Annotated in this window: 19 protein-coding genes; 16 read left to right on the top strand and 3 right to left on the bottom strand. The window is 68.0% G+C overall.

Going from position 1 to position 19,899, the window contains the following annotated elements:
- Positions 1–19: 19 nt before the first annotated feature.
- The 3 genes from C8J43_RS03200 to C8J43_RS03210 form a co-directional block, all read right to left on the bottom strand.
- A complete protein-coding gene (locus tag C8J43_RS03200; RefSeq protein ID WP_243645382.1) occupies positions 20–3,334 on the bottom strand; it encodes a PAS-domain containing protein in 3,315 nt (1,104 codons plus the stop codon).
- Positions 3,335–3,454: 120 nt separating this feature from the next.
- Complete coding sequence (locus C8J43_RS03205; protein ID WP_133029686.1) at positions 3,455–4,090, bottom strand: GNAT family N-acetyltransferase; 636 nt, start codon at positions 4,088–4,090, stop codon at positions 3,455–3,457.
- A gap of 204 nt (positions 4,091–4,294) precedes the next feature.
- Positions 4,295–5,116 carry a flagellin gene (locus C8J43_RS03210; RefSeq protein WP_056054167.1) on the bottom strand — a complete coding sequence of 274 codons (822 nt, stop codon included), beginning with the start codon at positions 5,114–5,116 and terminating at the stop codon, positions 4,295–4,297.
- Positions 5,117–5,431: 315 nt separating this feature from the next.
- Between C8J43_RS03210 and C8J43_RS03215 the strand changes: the two genes are divergently transcribed.
- The 16 genes from C8J43_RS03215 to C8J43_RS03290 all read left to right on the top strand — a co-directional run bounded on the left by C8J43_RS03215 (position 5,432) and on the right by C8J43_RS03290 (position 19,865).
- Positions 5,432–6,757 carry a sigma 54-interacting transcriptional regulator gene (locus C8J43_RS03215; RefSeq protein WP_133029687.1) on the top strand — a complete coding sequence of 442 codons (1,326 nt, stop codon included), beginning with the start codon at positions 5,432–5,434 and terminating at the stop codon, positions 6,755–6,757.
- The gene (fliE, locus tag C8J43_RS03220) at positions 6,754–7,116 is read left to right on the top strand and encodes a flagellar hook-basal body complex protein FliE (RefSeq protein ID WP_056054162.1); all 363 of its coding nucleotides are present in this window, start codon (positions 6,754–6,756) and stop codon (positions 7,114–7,116) included. Before C8J43_RS03215 ends, fliE begins: the two co-directional genes overlap by 4 nt.
- Position 7,117: 1 nt before the next feature.
- On the top strand, positions 7,118–8,791 hold the full coding sequence (fliF, locus tag C8J43_RS03225) for a flagellar basal-body MS-ring/collar protein FliF (protein ID WP_133029688.1): 1,674 nt from the start codon (positions 7,118–7,120) through the stop codon (positions 8,789–8,791).
- Positions 8,788–9,798 carry a flagellar motor switch protein FliG gene (gene fliG, locus C8J43_RS03230; protein WP_056054156.1) on the top strand — a complete coding sequence of 337 codons (1,011 nt, stop codon included), beginning with the start codon at positions 8,788–8,790 and terminating at the stop codon, positions 9,796–9,798. Before fliF ends, fliG begins: the two co-directional genes overlap by 4 nt.
- Positions 9,791–10,552: a FliH/SctL family protein gene (locus C8J43_RS03235; RefSeq protein ID WP_133029689.1), complete on the top strand. Its 762-nt coding sequence runs from the start codon at positions 9,791–9,793 to the stop codon at positions 10,550–10,552. The genes fliG and C8J43_RS03235 overlap by 8 nt, the downstream gene beginning before the upstream one ends.
- Positions 10,546–11,871 (top strand): FliI/YscN family ATPase, encoded by a 1,326-nt coding sequence (locus C8J43_RS03240; RefSeq protein ID WP_133029690.1) that lies wholly within the window; start codon positions 10,546–10,548, stop codon positions 11,869–11,871. The genes C8J43_RS03235 and C8J43_RS03240 overlap by 7 nt, the downstream gene beginning before the upstream one ends.
- Before the next feature lies 1 nt (position 11,872).
- The gene (locus C8J43_RS03245; RefSeq protein ID WP_133029691.1) at positions 11,873–12,298 is read left to right on the top strand and encodes a hypothetical protein; all 426 of its coding nucleotides are present in this window, start codon (positions 11,873–11,875) and stop codon (positions 12,296–12,298) included.
- A gap of 46 nt (positions 12,299–12,344) precedes the next feature.
- Positions 12,345–14,159, top strand: coding sequence for a flagellar hook-length control protein FliK (locus tag C8J43_RS03250; RefSeq protein WP_133029692.1), 1,815 nt, complete (start codon positions 12,345–12,347; stop codon positions 14,157–14,159).
- Between the two features lie 16 nt (positions 14,160–14,175).
- Positions 14,176–14,802 (top strand): flagellar basal body-associated FliL family protein, encoded by a 627-nt coding sequence (locus C8J43_RS03255; protein WP_133029693.1) that lies wholly within the window; start codon positions 14,176–14,178, stop codon positions 14,800–14,802.
- 3 nt (positions 14,803–14,805) lie between these two features.
- Positions 14,806–15,768 (top strand): flagellar motor switch protein FliM, encoded by a 963-nt coding sequence (locus C8J43_RS03260; protein ID WP_056054136.1) that lies wholly within the window; start codon positions 14,806–14,808, stop codon positions 15,766–15,768.
- A complete protein-coding gene (fliN, locus tag C8J43_RS03265; protein WP_056054132.1) occupies positions 15,765–16,055 on the top strand; it encodes a flagellar motor switch protein FliN in 291 nt (96 codons plus the stop codon). The genes C8J43_RS03260 and fliN overlap by 4 nt, the downstream gene beginning before the upstream one ends.
- Before the next feature lie 5 nt (positions 16,056–16,060).
- A complete protein-coding gene (locus C8J43_RS03270) occupies positions 16,061–16,315 on the top strand; it encodes a flagellar biosynthetic protein FliO (RefSeq protein ID WP_056054129.1) in 255 nt (84 codons plus the stop codon).
- Complete coding sequence (gene fliP / locus C8J43_RS03275) at positions 16,312–17,253, top strand: flagellar type III secretion system pore protein FliP (protein ID WP_133029694.1); 942 nt, start codon at positions 16,312–16,314, stop codon at positions 17,251–17,253. Before C8J43_RS03270 ends, fliP begins: the two co-directional genes overlap by 4 nt.
- A 172-nt stretch (positions 17,254–17,425) precedes the next feature.
- Positions 17,426–17,695, top strand: a complete 270-nt coding sequence (gene fliQ, locus C8J43_RS03280) for a flagellar biosynthesis protein FliQ (protein WP_055874447.1) — start codon at positions 17,426–17,428, stop codon at positions 17,693–17,695.
- Positions 17,696–17,921: 226 nt separating this feature from the next.
- Positions 17,922–18,695, top strand: a complete 774-nt coding sequence (gene fliR / locus C8J43_RS03285; protein WP_121885885.1) for a flagellar biosynthetic protein FliR — start codon at positions 17,922–17,924, stop codon at positions 18,693–18,695.
- Between the two features lie 15 nt (positions 18,696–18,710).
- A complete protein-coding gene (locus C8J43_RS03290; RefSeq protein WP_056054124.1) occupies positions 18,711–19,865 on the top strand; it encodes a flagellar type III secretion system protein FlhB in 1,155 nt (384 codons plus the stop codon).
- Positions 19,866–19,899: the final 34 nt, after the last annotated feature.

Consider the following 19,899-nt stretch of genomic DNA (forward strand, 5'->3'; position numbering starts at 1 on the left):
GGGGGAGGATCGAGAAGCCTCAACTTCCCAGAGCCGCCGCAGCAGACGCATCCTCGATAAACCGCCACAAATCCGCCGGTACCACCGGCTTCGTCAGCACCACCAGCCCCACACACCGCGGATCGTCAGCAACCGCACGATCCGCGGTCACCAGCGCAATCGCCGGCGCCGGCACCATCGCCCGCAGCCGTGCCACGACATCCAGTCCGTCCTCCACCTCGTCCAGATGAAAGTCGACGAGCGCCACGTCCGGCTCCTCGTCCGCCGCCAGTTCCATCGCCTCGGCAACCGTCGCCGCCAGCAACGGCACGCACCGCCGCGCCCGCAACGCCGCATCGAGCGCCGCCAGAATCGTCGCATCATTATCGAGACACAGCACCCGCAACCCCGGCACCAGCGCACGCGTCGCCAAGGGCGCCGGCAACGCCACGTCCAACCCGGCCGGCGCAAGCGGCACGCGCACCGCAAACGTCGTCCCCCGCCCCAAGTCCGACCGCAGCTCCACCGCCGACCCGAGCAATCGCGCGATACGCCGGACGATCGCCAGTCCGAGCCCGACGCCGCCCCCCGCGCTCCCCTTGCTCTCCAGACGCTCGAACTCCTCGAAGATCCGCTCGCGGTCCGCCGCCGCGATCCCCGGCCCGTTGTCGCGCACCTCGATCAGCACATCGCCACCCCTGCGCCGCGCTCCGATCCAGATCCGCCCATCCGCCGAATAGCGCACCGCGTTCGACAGGAAATTTTGCAAGATCGACCGCAGCAGCGACCGATCCGTCGCCACGCTGAACGCCCCCGGGTGTGCCGCCAGCACCAGCCCCCGCTCGCCCGCCAGCGGCCGGAACTGCACCGCCAGCTCCTCGATCAACGCCCCCAGCGCAAACCGCTCGACCTTCGGCACGACGCCCCCCGCATCGAGCCGCGACACGTCGAGCAGCGCACGCAGCAACGTGTCCGCCGACCCGATCGCGCCATCGATCGCGCGCACCAGGTCCGCCTGATGCGGCGCCCTGTCCTCGGCAAGCGCCGCACAGAATAGCCGCGCCGCATGCAACGGCTGCAACAGATCGTGGCTCGCCGCCGCCAGGAACCGCGTCTTGTCCCGCGTCGCGGTCTCGGCAATCGCGCGCGCCTCGCCCAGCATGTGGTTCGACCGCGCCAGATCCTGCGTCCGTGCCGCCACCCGCGCCTCGAGATCGGCCTGCGCCTCCTTCTCCGCGGTGATGTCGGTGAAACTCTGGACGTACCCGCCGCCCGGCATCGGCCGCCCGACCATCTTGATCCATCGCCCCGACGGCCGCTGCCGCTCGAAACTGTGCGGCGTCCCGCGCGCGAGGTGCGCCACCCGCCGCCCGACATGCGCCGCGATATCGCCCGCGATGCCTTCGCGCTCGGCATTGTAGCGGATCAGGTCCGCGATCGAGCGCCCGACGACGACATAGCCCTCGGGATACTCGAACATCTCGACATAGCGCGGATTCCACGCGACAAGCCGCAGGTCCGCGTCGATCACGCTGACACCCGGATCGATCGTCTCCAGCGTTGCCGACAACAGCGTGCGCGAGAATCGCAGCGAGCGGCCGCGCTGGTCGAGCAGGCGGACCACGTCGCTGACGTCGATCGCCGACCCGGCAATGCTCGACGCGACGATCTTGCGCGCCGACGGAGCGCCGATCACGCCCGCGATCAACCGCTCGGCGGTGCGCGCGGCGGGGCCGTCGATCGGCGCGCGCGGATCGGCGGACACCAGATCCAGCGCCAGCGCCTCGGTATCGCCGACGAACCTGGCCACGAGCGACTTCAACTCGCCCAGCGTCGTGACGTGATCGAGCGCGCTGTTGCCGCGCTGGCGTTCGCGGACGTGCAAACCCGCCATCAGCGCGACGTTGACGCCGAGGCTCCACACCGTGCCGTTGACCAAAGGCGAGCCGATCCGCCAGCCGAGCAACGCATCGGGATCGAGCCAGCCCCGCGTGAACTGCGCCAGTGCCGGGCCGACGCCTTCGCCGATCGACGGCAGCAACAGGCAGTAGATCCAGACGATCACGCCCCCGACCAGCCCCGCGCGCGCGGCGGTGTGGTTGGCGAAATTCCACCCAACCGTCGCGATCAGCGCAGGCGCGAACTGCGCAACGCCGGCAAATGCGATCAGCCCGATCGACGCGAGCGGCAGGTCGGCGCCGAGACTCCGTCCATACACCAGCGCGACAGCGACGATCGCGGCGATGATGAGGCGCCGCACGCGCAGCATCCGCCGCCCGAGCTCGCCCTCGCCCGCCTCGCCGTGCCGCCGGAGCAGCAGCGGCGCGAGCAGATCATTGGTCGCCATCGTCGACAGCGCGATCGTCTCGACCACCACCATCGCCGTCGCCGCCGAGAACCCACCGAGGAACGCGAGCAACGCAACGACGTGCTGACCCTGCTGCAACGGCACCGCGAGCACGTAGAGATCGGGCTCGGCATCGCCCGGCAACAGCGTCATGCCCGCAAGCGCCAGCGGCAGCACGAGCAGCGAGATCACCACCATGTACGCGATGAACGGCCCGCGCGCTCGGGCGACCGCGTCGGGCCCCCGCGCCTCGATCACCCCGACATAGAATTGCCGCGGCAGACACAGGATCGCCAACGCCGACAACACCGTCCGCACCCAGAAATCCGACGACAGCGCCCCCCAGGTAAAGCCCGCCCGGAGCCGCGCCAGTGACGGCGCCAGCGTTGCTGCCGGTACCTCGACGAGCAACGCCATCGTGACCACGCCGAGCACGACGAAACATAGCAGCTTGATCAGCGATTCCGCCGCGATCGCCGCGATCACGCCGGGATTGCGCCCTGCGACTTCATAGCGCCGCGCGCCAAAGACGATCGCGAACACCGCCAGCAGCAGCGCGACGAACGTGCCGACTTCCGCCGAACTGCCGACGCCCGCGATCGCGCCGAAACTCAGCGTCACCGACCGCAACTGGAGCGCGATATACGGCACCGACGCGAGCAAGGCCGTGCCCGCGACGATCGCCGCGGTACTCCGACTGCGCCCGTAGCGCGCCGAGATGAAGTCCGCGATCGAACTCGATCCCTCGTCGCGCGCGAGCTTCACCAGCCGCGCGAGAAACTTCGGCGCGAGCAGGAACACCAACGCCGGCCCGAGATAGATGGCGAGGTAATCCCACCCACGGGTGGCGGCGGTGCCGACCCCGCCGAAGAACGTCCAGCTGCTGCAATAGACCGCGAGCGACAGCGGATAGGCGATCCGCCCGAGCCGCTGCGACAGGCCTCGCCGATCGACCACCCAGGCGATGCCGAACAACACCGCGCAATAGGCGATGATCGCAAAGATCACATTCGGCCCGCTGATGGCCCCACTCCCGGTCTGCTCGATATCGTCGTGGAAGAATCAGCCTACGCGTTCGCCCTGCTGTTGCAATGCAACGTGACGGCGGGTGCACGCCGGCCGGCGGTCCTACGGTCGCACGATCGTCGCCGTCGAATAGGCCGAGAGCGTCCGCCATCCCAGGCGTTCGTACAGCACACGCCCCGCTTCGGTCGCGACCAGCAGTTCGGGCGTACCGGGATAATGCCGCGCACCCTGAAGCGCCGCCATCACCGCGCGGCCCAATCCCTGCCGACGATGCGCGGGCGCGGTCGCGATCCGGTCATAGACGAAGGCGTTCGGTGTTTCGCCCGCGTAGCCGCTTGCCACCAGACTACCGTCCTCCGCCACTATCCGCACCGCAATCACCGCATCGTTGCGGACGACGTCGATTGAGCCCTCGACCGAAGCGGCCTCGAAGCGCGCGCCGCTGCTCTGCATGAAGAAATGGCCGCCTTCGACCTCCCAGCCGCCGGGGAGGATCAATCGGAGTTGGTCGGCCTCTCCGCACAGCTTCAGCAAGTAGCGGGGATCCTGAAGACCACGGGCAAGCGCTGGCAATCCCGGCCCGATCGTCGGAAACACCCAGCGGCTGATCTCCGCCTCGGTCCCGGTATCGACACGAAAACCGCCCTGGTCGGCAACCGGCTGCGGTACCCCGCGCGCCAGCGATCGACCGCAAAGCCACGCATATACAATGTCGGGATCGACGCCTTTGGTGTTCATCGTCACTCGCGTTGCAACAGGTGCACGCCGGTATCGAAGGCGGACGACCGTCTGACAAGACGTCACACTCTATACAGGCGCCGACGGCGAACGCCGCAAAACCCCGGCGGCCGAAGCCACCGGGGTTCTGTCCGTCCGCATCGGCGGACGGGTCCGATCGGCACCGACACCCTTTTGGGGGGGCGGTGCCGGTGCCGTTTCGGATTACTGAAGCAGCTTCAGGACGCTCTGCTGGCTCTGGTTGGCCTGGCTCAGCATCGCGGTCGATGCCTGGCTCAGGATCTGTGCCTTGGCGAGGGCGGTCGTCTCCGACGAGAAGTCGGTGTCTTCGATCCGGCTCTTTGCGTCCGACAGGTTGGTCGAGTTCGAGGTCAGGTTGTTGACCGCCGACTGCAGCTGGTTCTGCGCCGCACCGAGGTTCGCACGACGGTTCGAGACGTTCGAGATCGCCGTGTCGTAGTCGGACAGCGTGCCGGCCGAACCGGTTGCCGTCACGACCGTGCCGAGGCCCGTGCCCGCAGCCTTGAGGTCGCCGCCGAGCGCGAGATCGATCGCGTCGGTCGAGTTCGCGCCGGCCTGGATCTTCACCGTGCCGCCGGTACCCGCCGAGCCGTCGAACAGCGCCACGCCGTTGAACTTGGTGTTCGTCAGGACGTTGGTGATCTGCGTCGACAGCGCGTCCTGCTCGGCCTTGATGTTCAGGATGTCGCTGGCCGAATACGTGCCGTTGCCCTTCTGGACTTCGAGTTCGCGCATACGCTGCAGGTTGTTGGTGACCTCGTCGAGCGCGCCTTCAGCGGTCTGCGCCATCGAGATGCCGTCATTGGCGTTGCGGATGCCCTGGTTCATGCCCTTGATCTGCGACGTCATCGACGTCTTGATCGCCATGCCGGCTGCGTTGTCCTTGGCCGAGTTGATGCTCTTGCCGGTCGACAGGCGCTCCATCGAGGTCGACAGTGCCATGCTGGCTGCGTTCGAAGCGTTCGCGGCGCGCATGGCCGAGATGTTGGTACCGATGACAGTCATTGCGAAATCTCCGTAAATTTTCAGACGATCCGCGCCGCCCCCGTGGCGAAGTGCCGATCTATCGAAATGAGTAACGGCCGGGTCCGCGCGGGCTTTAGAAAAAAAATCGCGCCGGAAATTACAGCGGGATCGAATCGGCAAATCACGCCGTCCCGACCGCCGTCCGCCCAAGTCTTCTACGCGGGCGCACGCGCGCGAACGCGATCGCACGTGTCCGCGCAGCCACGCCCGGAAATATTCTGCCGGCAGGCGGCAGCATTTAACCAGTAGTTTACCAGCAATGCGGCATTCCCCGACTCGTCCAAGGGGAACACCATGCGATCGATTTTTCCATCAGCCGCAGTCACTTCGCGAAAATATGCGCTGGTCTCGTCGCTGCGCGCGCAGGGCTTCGGCGTGGGCTCGTTCGAAACCGGCCAGCCCGGCGCGAACGACCTGTTCCTGGTGGCGGATGGCGAGGGCATCACCGCCCCTGCCCGTACCGTGGTGATCGGCTGCGAGGGACGCCAGGTGACGCCGTCGCGCGACGGCACGCCGGCCCGGATCAGCTTCACCGCCGAGGACGCCGCAGTCGGCAACGGCTTCGCGCGCGCGCTGATCGGTGGGCCCGAGATGCCGACCGCCGCCGACCCCGAATCACTCGCGCTGCTCGCCTTGGCGGAGCGCGTCGCCGCCGCCGACATCACCGTGCTGATCAACGGCCCGACCGGCACCGGCAAGGAGGTGCTCGCCCGCGCGATCCACAACGGCTCCGCCCGCAAGGACAAGCCGTTCATCGCGATCAACTGCGCCGCGCTCCCCGAATCGATGCTCGAGGCGCTGCTGTTCGGTCACCAGAAGGGCGCGTTCACCGGCGCGTCGAGCGGTGGCGACGGGTTCTTCCGCGCCGCCAATGGCGGCACGATCTTGTTGGACGAAATCGCCGAGATGCCGCTCCAGCTGCAGGCCAAGCTGCTGCGCGTGTTGCAGGAGCGCGAGGTCGTGCCGCTCGGCGCGTCGGTACCGCAGCCGATCGACGTGCGCGTCATCGCCTGTGCCAACCGCGATCTCCACGCCGAAGTCGCCGCCGGCCGGTTCCGCGCCGATCTCTATTACCGTCTCGCGGTGTTCCCGCTCGCGACCAAGCCGCTCGCCGACCGTCCGCATGACATCCCGGCGCTCGCCGCCACGCTGATCCTGCGCCACGCCGGCAACCGCACGCTCATTCCCTGGCCGAGCCACGCCGCGATCGAACAGCTGATGCACCATGACTGGCCCGGCAACGTCCGCGAGCTCGAGAACGTGATCCAGCGCGCGTTGCTGTTCTGCGGCGGCGACACGATCGAGGCGAACCACATCGTGTTCGATCGTCCGGTGTCGCTGACCTTCCAGCGCAGCGTGCCGATGGCGTCGATCATCCCCGCCGCGGCCGTCGCACCGGCCGAGCCCGAAACCCGGGGCAGCCCCGACACCCTGGGCAACATCGTCCAGATGAGCGAGTTCGCCGCGATCCGCGAGACGCTCAAGGCGTGCAACGGCAGCCGGATCGAGACCGCCAAGCGTCTCGGCATCTCCGAACGCACGCTGCGCTATCGCCTCGCCAAGGCGCGCGAGCAGGGCGACGACATCGGCAGCGTCCATAACTGGGCGGCCTCGGCATGAGCGGCGTCTCGGGCATTGGTGGCGGCGCGATGAGCGTCGACCGCGTGATGGCGCTGCGCTCGCAGATCCTCGAACGCAACCAGGCGCTGTCGCGTGCCGGCGCCACCGGCAACGCCGCGCCGACCGAAGCGGTCAAGCCGGTCAGCTTCGTCGACACGATGGAATCGGCGCTCAAAAGCGTCAACGAAGGCCAGACCCAGGCCGCCAAGGTCAGCGAAAGCTATGAGCGCGGCGAGACGGTCGACATCGCGAAAGTGATGCTCGCCCGCCAGCAGGCATCGGTCGGTTTCGAGGCGACGTTGCAGGTCCGCAACAAGCTGCTGTCCGCCTACAAGGATATCATGAGCATGCCGGTCTGACATGAGCACCGCACTCATCCCATCGCCCGGCGGCACAGAACGGTTCGCCAACCCTCTCCAGCAGATCAAGAGCGCGTTCGCGCAGCCGGCGGTCCGCCGTTCGCTGCCGATGGCGCTGATGGTCGGACTCATCGCGGCCGCCGCGCTTGCGTGGATGAGCCTGTCGACGCCGACGCAGAAGACGCTCTTCAGCGGCTTGCCCGATTCGGACAAGGCCGCGGTGACCTCCGCGCTGACCACCGCCAACATCAAGAGCCATATCGACGACGGTACCGGCGCGCTGACGGTGTCCGAAGAGGACTATAGCCGCGCGAAAATGCTGCTCGCCGGCCAGGGCCTGCCCAAGGCCGCGCCCGGCGGTTATGCGATCCTCGACCAGTTGCCGATGGGCGTCAGCCGCGCGGTCGAAGGCGAACGCCTCCGCCAGGCGCGCGAGTCCGAGCTCGCCAAGTCAATCGAGGAGATCGATGCGGTCGCCGAAGCGCGCGTGCATCTCGCGATGCCCGAAGCGTCGGTGTTCGTCCGCGACAACGCCGCACCGTCGGCGTCGGTGATCCTGAAATTGCAGGGCGGCCGCTCGCTGAGCGATGCGCAGGTCAGCTCGATCATCAACCTCGTCGCCTCGTCGGTGCCGGGGATGAAGCCCGAGGCGGTGACGATCGTCGACCAGATGGGCGCGTTGCTGACCAAGAGCGGTGGCGGCGATGGCGCCGGTGCCGCGAGCGACGCCCGGATCGATATCCAGCGCCGGATCGAGGACAAGTATCGCACCCAGCTGATCGCGCTGCTGACGCCGCTGGTCGGCGCGGGCAACTTCACCGCCGAGGTCCAGGCCGACGTCAATCTCGACGAAAGCCAGGCGACGCGCGAAAGCTACGAGAAGCAGGGCGTATTGCGCGCCGAGACGGGCAACTGGACGGGCAACCAGAAGGAAGGCGCCGCCGCCGGCCCCGGCGGTATCCCCGGCGCACTCAGCAACACCCCGCCCTCGGCCAGCACCTTGTCGACTCCGCAGGCGCAGAACGGCAACCCCGGTCCCCCGGTCGCCGGCGGTCCGGCCCCGGATCCGATGAAGCAGTCCGACCAGTATCAGCGCGCCTACGACCTCGGCCGCGAAGTCTCGGTGACGCGCGCCACGCCGGGCGGGGTCAAGCGCCTGTCGGTCGCCGTGCTCCTCCGCGATCCTGACAAGACCCGCCGCACCGCGATGGAGATCACCCAGATCAGCGATCTCGTTAAGAGCGCGGTCGGCTTCGATCAGGCGCGCAACGACAACGTCACGGTGATCAGCCGCAAGTTCGCCGGCGCCGACGCGTCCGCGACGAGCGGCCCCGCCTGGTACGACAACGCCTGGCTGCCGGTGCTCGCACGCAACGGCACCGCGATCGTCATCGCGCTGCTGGTGCTGCTGCTCGGCGTCCGCCCGATTGCGAAGGCGCTGATGAAGAAGCGCGAGGATGCCACGACGCGTCCTGCCTTCGGCCAGCCGATCGGCGAGGTCGATGGCGACGGCGCGCCTGCCGGGATCGGCGTCGCCGCCCCCGTCAGCCTCGACCAGCTCGAGAACACGCGTGGCTATGACGACCGGATCGGCGCGGTGCGCGGTTTCACCCGCGACAATCCGACCCGCGCCGCGCTGGCGGTACGCGACATGATCAAGGCGGACGCGAAGTGAGCGAGGTCGCGATCCGAACCTACACCGGCGTCGAACGCGCCGCGGTGTTGATGATGCTGGTCGGCGAGGAAGAGGCTGCCGCCATCCTCCAGAAGCTCGAGCCCGAGGAAGTGCGTCAGCTCGGCGCGGCGATGTTCAAGGTCGCCGATGTGTCCGAGCAGGAAGTCGAGGACGTGCTCGACGATTTCGTCGGCCATGCCCGCGAACGCACCGCGATCGGCTTCGACCCGCGGCCCAAGATCGAGGCGGTGATGAACCGTGCGCTCGGTCGCGAAAAGGCCGAGAGCGTGCTCGCGCGGATCACCCCTGCCGAAGCCGCATGCGAACTCGAACTGCTCGACTGGCTCGACGCGCCCGAGATCGCGGCGATGATCGAGAAGGAGCATCCGCAGATCGCCGCGGTCCTGATCGCCAATCTCGACGCGTCGATCGGCGGCCAGGTCCTCGAACTGCTGCCCGACGCGGTCCAGCCCGACATCCTCCACCGCATCGCCCGGCTTGGGCCGATCACGCCCGAGGCGGTCGATACGTTGCGCACGTTGCTCGCCAACCGCACCAGCACATCGTCGGCCGGCGCGGGCGTCACGCTCGGCGGCACGCGCGAGGCCGCCAAGATCCTGTCCGGCGCGCGCAAGGCGACCGAACAGCGCGTCATGCCGAAGCTGTTCAAGATCGACCGTGATGTCGCCAAGGCGATCGAGGAGGCGATGTTCATCTTCGACAATCTGCTCGACCTCGACGACAAGAATCTGGGCACGCTGATCCGCAACGTCGACAGCGAGATCCTCACCAAATCGCTGAAGGGCGTCGACGAGACGATCCGCAACCGCTTCCTCGGTTGCATGTCGGCGCGCGCCGCCGACGGCATCCGCGACGAGATGGAGGCGCGCGGACCGATGAAGCTGGCCGAAGTGCTCGAAGCGCAAAAGGCGATGATCGCGATCGCGCGCGGGCTCGCGAAGGACGGCACGATCCAGATGGGCGGGGGCGAGGACGATTATGTCTAACGGGTTCACCGCGGGCTTCGCGTCGCGCCACACCACCGCGGCCAACGTCCTCGCCAGCGCGTTCGCGCCACCTTCGGGGTTCGCCGCCGCGGATATTCGCGCGCGCGCGACGATCCGGCCTGCCAATGATTTCGGGCACGCGTTCACCGCCGAATCCGTCCGCGACACCGCAGGCGATGCCGGCACTCCGCGCCATTTCAGCCCGGCCGACAAGGACGCGAACCCGACCGCCGGCTGGGATCCGCTCGATCCGGTCAGCGAATCGTCGTTCATCGATCCGCTCGCGGCCGCGCATGCCGCCGGCTACGAGGAAGGGCTCGCCGCCGCTGCGGCAGCCGCTCGCGATGCCGGCACGCGGGACGCGACGTTGCTCGGCGATCTCGCCACCGCGCTGGGCGCCGATCGGATCGACCGCGAGCGGATCGCGGGACAGCTCCGCCAGACCGTCCTGTTCCTCGTGTCGAAGGTCGTCGGCGAAGTCGGGATCGCGCCCGACGTGCTCGCCGGCCGGATCGAAAATGCCGCCGAACTGCTCGCCGACGGTGCCGAATCGGCGTTGCTCCGCGTCCACCCCGACGACGTCGCGCTGCTCGAAGGCCGCTTGCCCAAATCGATCTTCGCGGCGGGCGACCCCGGCGTCGCGCGCGGCAGCTTCGTCCTCGAAAGTGCCTCGACGATCGTCGAGGACGGTCCGGAATTGTGGCTCGATCAGCTGGCACTGGCGATCGACCGCGTGCCGGTGCCCAAATGTTGAACCGCTTTACCGCCGATTATCTCGAAACCCTCTCCAACGCCGATTTCGTCGCCAAGCCCAAGGTTTCCGGCCGCTTGGCGTCGTTCGACGGCCTGCTGATGGAAGCCGTCGGGCTGACGCTGCCGGTCGGCACGGTCTGCCAAGTCGGCGAAGGTGCTGCGAGCGTGGAGGCCGAGGTGATCGGCTTCCGCAACGGCCGCACCTTGATGATGAACCTCGGCGGCGCCGCCGCGCTGCTGCCACGCGCGCCGGTCAAGCCGATCGGTGCGCCCGGCGAGGCCGAGGTCGGTCCCGCACTGCTCGGCCGCGTCGTCGACGGTGCCGGCAAGCCGATCGACGGGCTCGGCCCGATCCGCGGTGCCGGACGCTGGCCGCTCGCCGGAAAGCTCCAGTCGCCGCTCGATCGGGGCCGCGTGCGCGAACCGCTCGACGTCGGCGTCCGCGCGATCAACGGCCTGCTCACCATCGGCCAGGGCCAGCGCGTCGGCATCATGGCGGGCTCGGGCGTCGGCAAGTCGGTGCTGCTCGGGATGATCGTCCGCGCCGCGCAGGCCGACGTGATCGTGATCGGCCTCATCGGCGAGCGCTCACGCGAAGTCGCCGACTTTCTCGAGACCAAGGTCGCCGGCGAAGCGCGCAAGCGCTCGGTCGTCGTCGCCGTCCCCGCCAACCATTCGCCCGTGCTCCGCATCCGCGGTGCGCTGCGCGCGCATGCAATTGCTGAAGCGTTCCGCGACGAGGGCAAGAAGGTCCTGCTCATCATGGATTCGCTGACCCGCGTCGCGCATGCCGGTCGCGAGATCGGTCTCGCACTCGGCGAGCCAGCGTCGGCGCGCGGCTATCCGCCCAGCGCCATCGCCATGCTCCCGAACCTGATCGAGCGCGCGGGCGTCGACGTCCACACCGGCGGCTCGATCACCGCGATCTACACGGTGCTGGCGGACGGCGACGACGGCAACGATCCGGTGGTCGATTCGGCGCGGTCGATCCTCGACGGCCATATCGTCCTCAACCGCCAGCTCGCCGAGCGCGGCGTGTACCCGGCGATCGATATCGGCCCGTCGGTCAGCCGCGTGATGACCGACATCGTCGACGCGCCGCACGCAATGGCCGCACGGACGCTCCGCCGCCACCTCGCCACCTACGAGGAGAACCGCGATCTAGTGCTAATGGGCGCGTATCGCCACGGCGCCGATCCGGCGATCGACGCGGCGATCGCGTGCCACCCGGCGGTCATGGAGTATATCCGCCAGGATGCCGACGAAAACGTCTCGCTCGATGATGCCGTAGCCGAACTGACCGGCGTCTTCTGCGGCTGAGATGGCGGATGCTCGCGGCAAGACCCTGGCGCGCATCCACCGCGTCCGCACGCTCCAGCTCGGCCTGACCCGTGCCGACGAAGCGCGCGCGCACGACAAGTTCGCCAGCGAACAGGTCCTGTCCGGGCGTATCGCACTGCTCGTCGACGCGGTCGCGCCGGTCCACGAGACACAGGTCGCGGTGTCGCTGGGCGCTGCCGCGCATTACCGCGAACGCCTGCAGAAATCCGCCGACGCGGCGGTCGAACGCATGCAGGCCGCCGAACACCATGTCGGCCGCGCCGCCGAGGCGACCCGTGCCGCCAAGCGAGACCAGAGTGCTGTCGAAAAGCTGCTCGCGCGTGCCGACGCCGATGCGGTGCTGAAAGCGATCCGCGCGATGGAAGAATCGCCCGCGTTCCGAAAGGTTCGGCACGATCCTTGCTGAGCGCTAGCGGACCGGCGCCGTGCCGCCGCCCGAACGAGTATCCTGCATGATCCCGACCGCGACCCTATCTCCCACGCTGCCGACCCCGGCGCGGTCGACGGCCGTGCAGAACGGGCGGACGCCGGGCGATTTCGCGGGCTCCTTCGCGCAGGCGAACGACGACGCCGCCGTGGACGGTGCGCCGACGCCGCCGGCTCCGATCGTCGCGATCCCGACACTGTCGCCCGGCACGATCGTCCGGCAGGACGCCGCCGCGACCGGCAACGCCTTGCCGACCCCGATCGTGACGGAGGGCGCACAGCCGATCGTCCCGGCGATCGTCACCCTCCTCGCCGAGCCGCTTGCGGCAGGCCCGCGCCCGACATCGCTAACGCTCGTACAGCCGCCAATCCCGGCGAATCCGGAGCCCACGGTGCCCGACGTCGCCAAACGCACCATCGCCCCGCGTCCGAGCCCCAGTGCGGCGCGTCCCGCGGCGTTCGCGATCGCGCCCCGCGGCGGCAAGGCCAAAAACGACACTTCGACGTCCCCCTCGGACGACACCGCCGACGCGACGCCCGCCGATCAAGCGGCGCTGCCCGCTCAGCCCATGATCGCGCAGCCCACGCTCGCTCCGCCCCTTGCGCAGGCAAACGCGGACATCCCGCCCGTCGCGCCCCCCGCACCTGCGCTGCACCCCGAAGCCACCAAGCTAATCGTGGCCGAGGACGCTGTCGCCCCCGCCGGATCGGCGATCGGTGCCGCGAAACCCATCGCTCCAGGTGTGGCAGACGCAAAGCCTCTCATGGCGGCGGAACCGGACCTCAGGACCTCGATCACTCCGGCCCCCCGGCAATCCCGCAACGCGCCGAAGCTCGCAAAGGCCGAACCGGCTGTCCTAACGGCGATCCCCGTCGCGCCATCCGCGATTCTGCAAATCCCGATCGCGCCACGCCCAGTCGCGCAGCTTAGCGCCCTACCCGTCGCCACAGCCTCGCCGCGATCTGCGATGGGAGCCGTCGACCGTAGCCAGAGCTCATCGCGGGAAGTCACGCCGGTCGCCCTGACGCCCGTCACCTCGGTCACCACCACGGCCGTCGCGACTCCCCCGTTGCAGATCGTGGCGCTAGCGGCGACCGTGCCCGTCGCGCCACAAATCTCAAGCGTGATTCCCCCACTCGGTCTTGCGACCGAACCCGGTTCGACCGCGCAATCGTCGGTGCCAGCGCCAGCCGCCGACACCGCGCCGGCCACGCCGCGCTGGTTCGCGACCGAGGCGACCACCCCCGTCGCGCTCGCGCTTGCGCAGCCCGCCGCGGTCCAGCCGCAACCCGGCACCGTCGCCTCGGCCAGCCAGGTGTTCGGCGCCGCGATCCAGGCCGCCAAGACGCGCGACGAGCGTGATGCGACCGATCCGACCGCGCCATCGATCGCCGCTAGCGCGCCGGTATCCCCGCTGGCGATCAAGACCGCCGAGGCACAGCAGGCGCCGCTCGACATGCGGCAGGAGCGCTGGCCGCATGCGATGATCGAGCGGATCGAGATCCTGCGCGATGCCGCCGATGCGACCGATACGCGGATCCGCCTGGTCCCCGACGCGCTCGGCGCGATCGACGTCTCGATGCGCAAGGACGGCGATACCGTCCACGTCCATTTCAACGCCGACCAGGCCGCGACGCGCACCCTGTTGCAGGATGCGCAGCCGCGGCTCGTCGAACTCGCCGAAGCACGCGGCCTGAAGCTCGGCCAAGGCATGCTCGGTGACGGTGCCGCCAGCTCCAGCCAGCAGCGCACACCCACCGCGCCGCACTCTCCGAATCGCCCGACGACCGCGCCAGCCGCGGTGATCGACGACGCGCACGAAGACACCCGAATCGCTTGACCCGAAGGACCCTGACATGAGCGACAAGAAAGATATTGCCGACGCCACGCCCAAGAAAAAGGGCAAGATGAAGACGATCCTGATCGGCGGCGTCGCGCTGATCGTGCTGGTCGGCGGCGGCGTCGGCGCGGGCGTCTACGCGTCGAACGCCGGCCTGCTCGGCGGCGGTCACGCTGCGGCGGCCGACGACGGCAAGCCCAAACTCGTCCCGAAAAGCGAGCAGAAGCATCCCACCGAAGGCAGCGAAGGCGGCGGTCACGGCGGCGAGGAAGCAGCCCCCGAAAACCACGGGATGAAGCCCCCCGCAGGAGAGGGCGGTGACAAATACGCCTCGACCTATTATCCGATGGAGAAGGAGTTCACCTCGAATCTCCAGGACTCGTCGCACTTCGTCCAGGTCGGGATCGCGGTCGCAACGCCGTACGACGACACCGTCATCACCAACCTCAAGACCAACGATATCGCGGTCCGTTCGGCGATCCTGATGGCGCTCGGCGACACCACCGAGGAGCAGGTCATGAGCAGCGACGGCAAGCGCCAGTTGCAGGCCAGATTGGCAAAAGCGATCAACGATACGCTCAAGCAGAAGGAAGGCTTCGGCGGCATCGGTAACGTTTACTTTACCAGTTTCGTTGTTCAGTGAGGCATGGTTAACGAGGCCTCAGCAAAGACACGCGAGCGACGCGACCGGGATCGCTCCGGCGCGCCCAAGGACGGCGTGCTGCATCAGGGCGTGCTCGGCGGGGCCAAGCTCAATCCGTTCGGCGACCTGCACTCGTTGCAGCATCTCTCCGCCCGTTTCGCACGCGGTTTGCGCGGCGTGTTCGAGCCGTTGCTGCGCCAGGAAGTCCGCTGCTGGGCCGAGCCTTTGGTGGTCCAGCGCTTCACCGACTACCGCGCGGAACGCAGCGATGCGCTGACCGCGTGGTTGCCGCTGATCATGACGCCGGGGATGGCGCAGGCGCTGTGCATCATGGACGGCAAGTTCGTGCTCGAGATGCTCGACATGTTCTTCGGCGGCACCGGCGCCGCGCCGCACACGTTGCCGACCGAATTCTCGCCCGCCGCAGAAGCGATGGTCGCGCGGATCGGCCAGATGATCGCCGCGCCGCTGAAGACCGCGTGGGAGCCGATGGCGCGGTTCGACTTTCTGCCGACGCGCGTCGAGGTGAACCCGGCGATGATCGCCGATCTCGACGGCGAGGACGCGATGATCGTCACGCGCTTCGGCATCGCCGCGGGCAGCGCCAAGCCGGTGTTCCTCGATCTGGTCTATCCCGTTTCCGCGCTGAAGCCGCATGCGCCGTCGCTGACCGCGAAGGTCGTTGGCAAGTCGGCCGAGCCCGATCCGGCCTGGCGCACCGAGCTGACGCGGGCCGCGATGAACGTGCGCTTCCCGATCCGCTCGGTGCTCGCCGAGCCGGTCGTCAAGCTGACGATGCTGATGGACCTGAAGCCCGGCGACGTGATCCCGATCACCATCTCGGGCGATGTGCCGGTGATGGTCGGCAACAACCGGCTCGGCTGCGGCACGGTCGGCACATCCAACGGCTTCGCCGCCATCCAGCTCACCTCGATTACCAGTTTCGACGAAGGATTTGCAGCATGAACGACATGACCGGAGGCTTCCCCGTCGACGCCGCCGTCGCCGCCAATTTCCGGCTGCTTCAGGATGTCGATGTCAAGCTGACCGTCGAGATCGGCTCGACCAGCCTGACCTTGCGCGAACTGCTTGCGCTCGGCGAATCCAGCGTGATCGAACTCGATCGCCAGGCCAACGAGTTGCTCGACGTGTTCGTCAACGGCACGCTGATAGGGCGCGGCGAAGTGGTGACGGTCGGTGAACGCTTCGGCGTGCGGATGACCGAGCTCGTCAGCCCCGACAAGCGCGGCTGAGCCCGATGCTCTGGACCTATATCCTCAAGCTCGTCATCCTGCTGCCACTGGTGTGCGGCCTGATGTTCGGCTGCCTGTATCTGTGGCGCAAGTTCGAGAGCCGGATCCCTGGCAAGCCCTCGACGCGGCTGATCGGCGTCAAGGAAACGATGATGATCTCGCCGGGCCTGCGCCTGGCGGTGATCGATTTCGAAGGCCGCCGGTTGCTCGTCTCGGTCGGCCGCGGCGGCGTGCACCTGATCGACAAGGTCGACGCATGACCCCCCGCGCTACAGTGACGCGCCAAGGTTCCGGTCCGGCCTTGTTTGCCGCGTCGAAGGCCAAGCCGTTTTCCCGCGAACGCGGGAATCCAGGAGCCACGAACGGCGCATTGCGCAACGCTGCGCCCCGGTCGCGCGCCAACGCGTGGGTGTGGATAGGCCTCGCCGTCCTCCTCGCCCTGTTCCTCGCGATGCCCGCCTTCGCGCAGGGCGTCCCTGCCCCGACCAACCCCGCCGTCGGCGACGCGGTCGATCGCGCGCTCGGCCAGCTCGGCGGACAGGCCGCGGGCAACACCGGCCAGAGCGGCTCGCTGTCGCTCTCGCTGCAAGTCCTCATCATCATGGGGCTGCTGACGATCCTGCCGGGGATCCTGCTGATGATGACCAGCTTCACGCGGATCATCATCGTGCTCGCGATCCTGCGCCAGGCGCTTGGCCTCCAGCAGACGCCGCCGAATCAGGTGCTGCTCGGGCTGTCGCTGTTCCTGAGCTTCTTCATCATGGCGCCGACGATCAACCAGATCAACACGACCGCGATCCAGCCCTACGCCGCGGGGAAGCTCGCCGGCACGCAGATGATCACCACCGCAGGCGTGCCGCTGCACGCGTTCATGGTCAAGCAGACACGCGTTAAGGACGTCACGATGTTCGCGCAGATGGCCAAGTCCGGCCCCTACGCGTCGTCGCTCGACATCCCCTTCTCGGTCCTGCTCCCCGCGTTCGTCACGTCCGAGCTCAAGACCGCGTTCCAGATCGGCTTCCTGATCTTCTTGCCGTTCATCGTCATCGATCTCGTCGTCGCGACCGTGCTGATGTCGCTCGGCATGGCGATGCTCTCGCCGACGATCATCTCGATGCCGTTCAAGCTGCTGCTGTTCGTGCTGGTCGACGGCTGGGCGCTGACGATGGGCAGCCTCGCCAACTCGTTCGCGACGTAGAGCCATGCACGGCCCCACACTCCTGTTCGCCCCACACCTACCGTTCGCCCTGAGCCCTTCGGCTGCCTGCAAGGCAGGCGCTCAGGATGAACTACCGCCAAGGGCGGTAGTCGAAGGGCCTGAGACTCCTGTGCTTCGACTTCGCTCAGCACGAACGGCAGTTTTGTAAGCCATGGACGCGCAATATTTCCTGACCGTCGCGAACCAGACGATGTGGGTGCTGGCGCTCGCCAGTGCACCGATCCTGATCCCGGCGCTGCTCGCGGGGCTGATCCTCGGGATGATCCAGGCGGCGACGTCGATCAACGAGCAGACGTTGTCGTTCGTGCCGAAACTGGTCGTGGTCGCGGTGTCGATCCTGATCTTCGGGAGCCTGATCCTTGGGTTGCTGAGTGACTTCACGATCGGGATCTTCGAGCGCATCCCGGATCTGGTGAAGTGAGGCGCAGCGCCAGCGCGGCCACGCCCGCGCTGCTAGCGCAAGCCCGGCCGGCGGGGCAAAGCTCCCGTCCGACGACGCGGCTTTGCCGCGGCGTGGCACATAATCCGAACAGGAATTCGAACAGCATTGCGCCACGGCAAAGCCGCGTCGTCGGTCCTCGGCGCTGCCGAGGCCGGCCGGGCTTGCACGCGTGGCGCGCAGCGTGCGCGCTCTCGCGGTCTGCGCCATGCTAGGCTTCGGCCTCTCGATCGAGCCCCAGCTCTGGGCGCTCTTCTTCGTGATGATCCGGATCGGCGCGACGTTCATCGCCGCGCCCGTGTTCGGCAACGTCTCGGTGCCCGTCACCGTGCGCGTCACGCTGTCGGGCGCGATCGGATTCCTCGTCCTCGCGGCGCATCCGATCGTGCCGCCGGAAAACATCTTCAGCGTTCCGACGATGCTGTCCGCCGCCGCCGAAGCGCTGGTCGGCCTCGCGCTCGGCTTCGTGCTCCAGATCGCGTTCGCCGCACCGATGATTGCGGCCGAAGTGATCGGCGGCGCGATGGGGCTCGGCTTCGCCTCCTCGATCGACCCGCAGAACGGCAAATCGTCCCCCGCGCTCGGTCAGTTCTTCTCGATCATGCTGACCCTGCTGTTCCTGTCGGTCGACGGCCACCTGATCCTGATCGACCTGATCGTCCGGAGCTACGACGTCCTCCCCCCAGGTGCCGCATGGATCGGTGTCGAGCGGCTGAAGGCGATCGCGTTCTTCGGCGGCTATGCGTTTCTTGCCGGGTTGCTGCTCGCGCTCCCGGTCGGCTTCCTGCTGCTCTGCCTCAACATCGTCGTCGGCATGCTGAGCCGCGCCGCGCCCGCGCTCAACCTGTTCGCGGTCGGCCTGCCCGCGAGCCTCGCGGTCGGCGTCATCACGCTGGCGATCGCGTTCCCGACGATGGGCGACTACATGCTCGTCATCGTCCGCGAAGGGCTGTCGGCGACCGAAAACCTGGTGCTCGGCTGATGGCGGCGGCGGCTCATGTCTGAGGACAGCGGTGAAAAGACCGAATCGCCAACCGCCAAGCGCAAGAAGGATGCGGTCGAGAAGGGCGACATCCTTCGATCGCGCGATTTCGCCACCGCGCTCAGCATGGTCGCCGGTGTCGGCTGGCTGATCTACGCCGGCCCGACGCTGATCACCGCGTGCAAGCAGGTGATGGCATCGAGCTTCCAGTTCACGCATGCCGATGTCGAGGATTTCTCGCCGTGGCGGCCGCTGATGGACGCCGGCGGCAAGCTCGCGCCGTCGCTGATCAGCCTGTTCGTCGTCACCATCGCCGCCGCGATCCTCAGCCAGGCCGGGCTCGGCTCGCTCGGCTTCAACGGCAAGCTGATGGCGCCCAAATACAGCCGTGTCGATCCTGCCGCGGGGCTCAAGCGGATCTTCGGGTCGAACGGCTGGATCGAGCTCGGCAAGTCGCTGCTGAAGGTGATCCTGCTCGGCACGATCGGCGGCTGGATGCTGTGGAAGGCGGCGCATACGACGATGGGGCTCGCCTCGTCGGCCGATCTCAACCAGGCGCTGTCGTCGCTCGGCGGCACGTTCAAGGCGATCCTGATCGCGATGGCGTTCGGGCTGTGCGCGATCGCTGGCATCGACCTGCCGATCCAGATCATTCGCCGCCTCGGCAAGATGCGGATGTCGAAGCAGGAGGTGAAGGACGAGCACAAGTCGACCGAGGGCAATGGCGAGGCGAAGGGCCAGATGCGCGCCAAGATGCGCGCGATGGCGAGCGGGGGCCTGCGCAAGTCGGTCGCGGAGGCGCATGTCGTGCTGACCAACCCGACGCACTTCGCGGTGGCGTTGCGCTATGATCGCGGCAAGGATCAGGTGCCGGTGGTGGTCGCCAAGGGTCGCGGTGCGACCGCGCTGGCGATCCGCGAACTCGCCGCGGAGGGCCGCGTGCCGGTGCTCGAATATCCGATGCTGGCGCGTGCGATCTATTACACCAGCAAGGAAAACCAGGAGGTTCGCGACGACCTCTACATGGCGATCGCGACGGTGCTCGCGTTCGTGTTCGGGCTCAACGTCGCAGCCGGCGGCACGGGGGGCGGGGCGGCCGCGCCGGTCCAGCCGTTCGTCACCGTGCCGAAGGACGCGCGATTCGACGAAAACGGGATGAAACAGGCCTAAAGATCGCGGCGGCCCGGCCGTTACTGATCGTAAG

Source organism: Sphingomonas sp. PP-CE-1G-424 (assembly GCF_004341085.1).
Lineage (GTDB): Bacteria > Pseudomonadota > Alphaproteobacteria > Sphingomonadales > Sphingomonadaceae > Sphingomonas.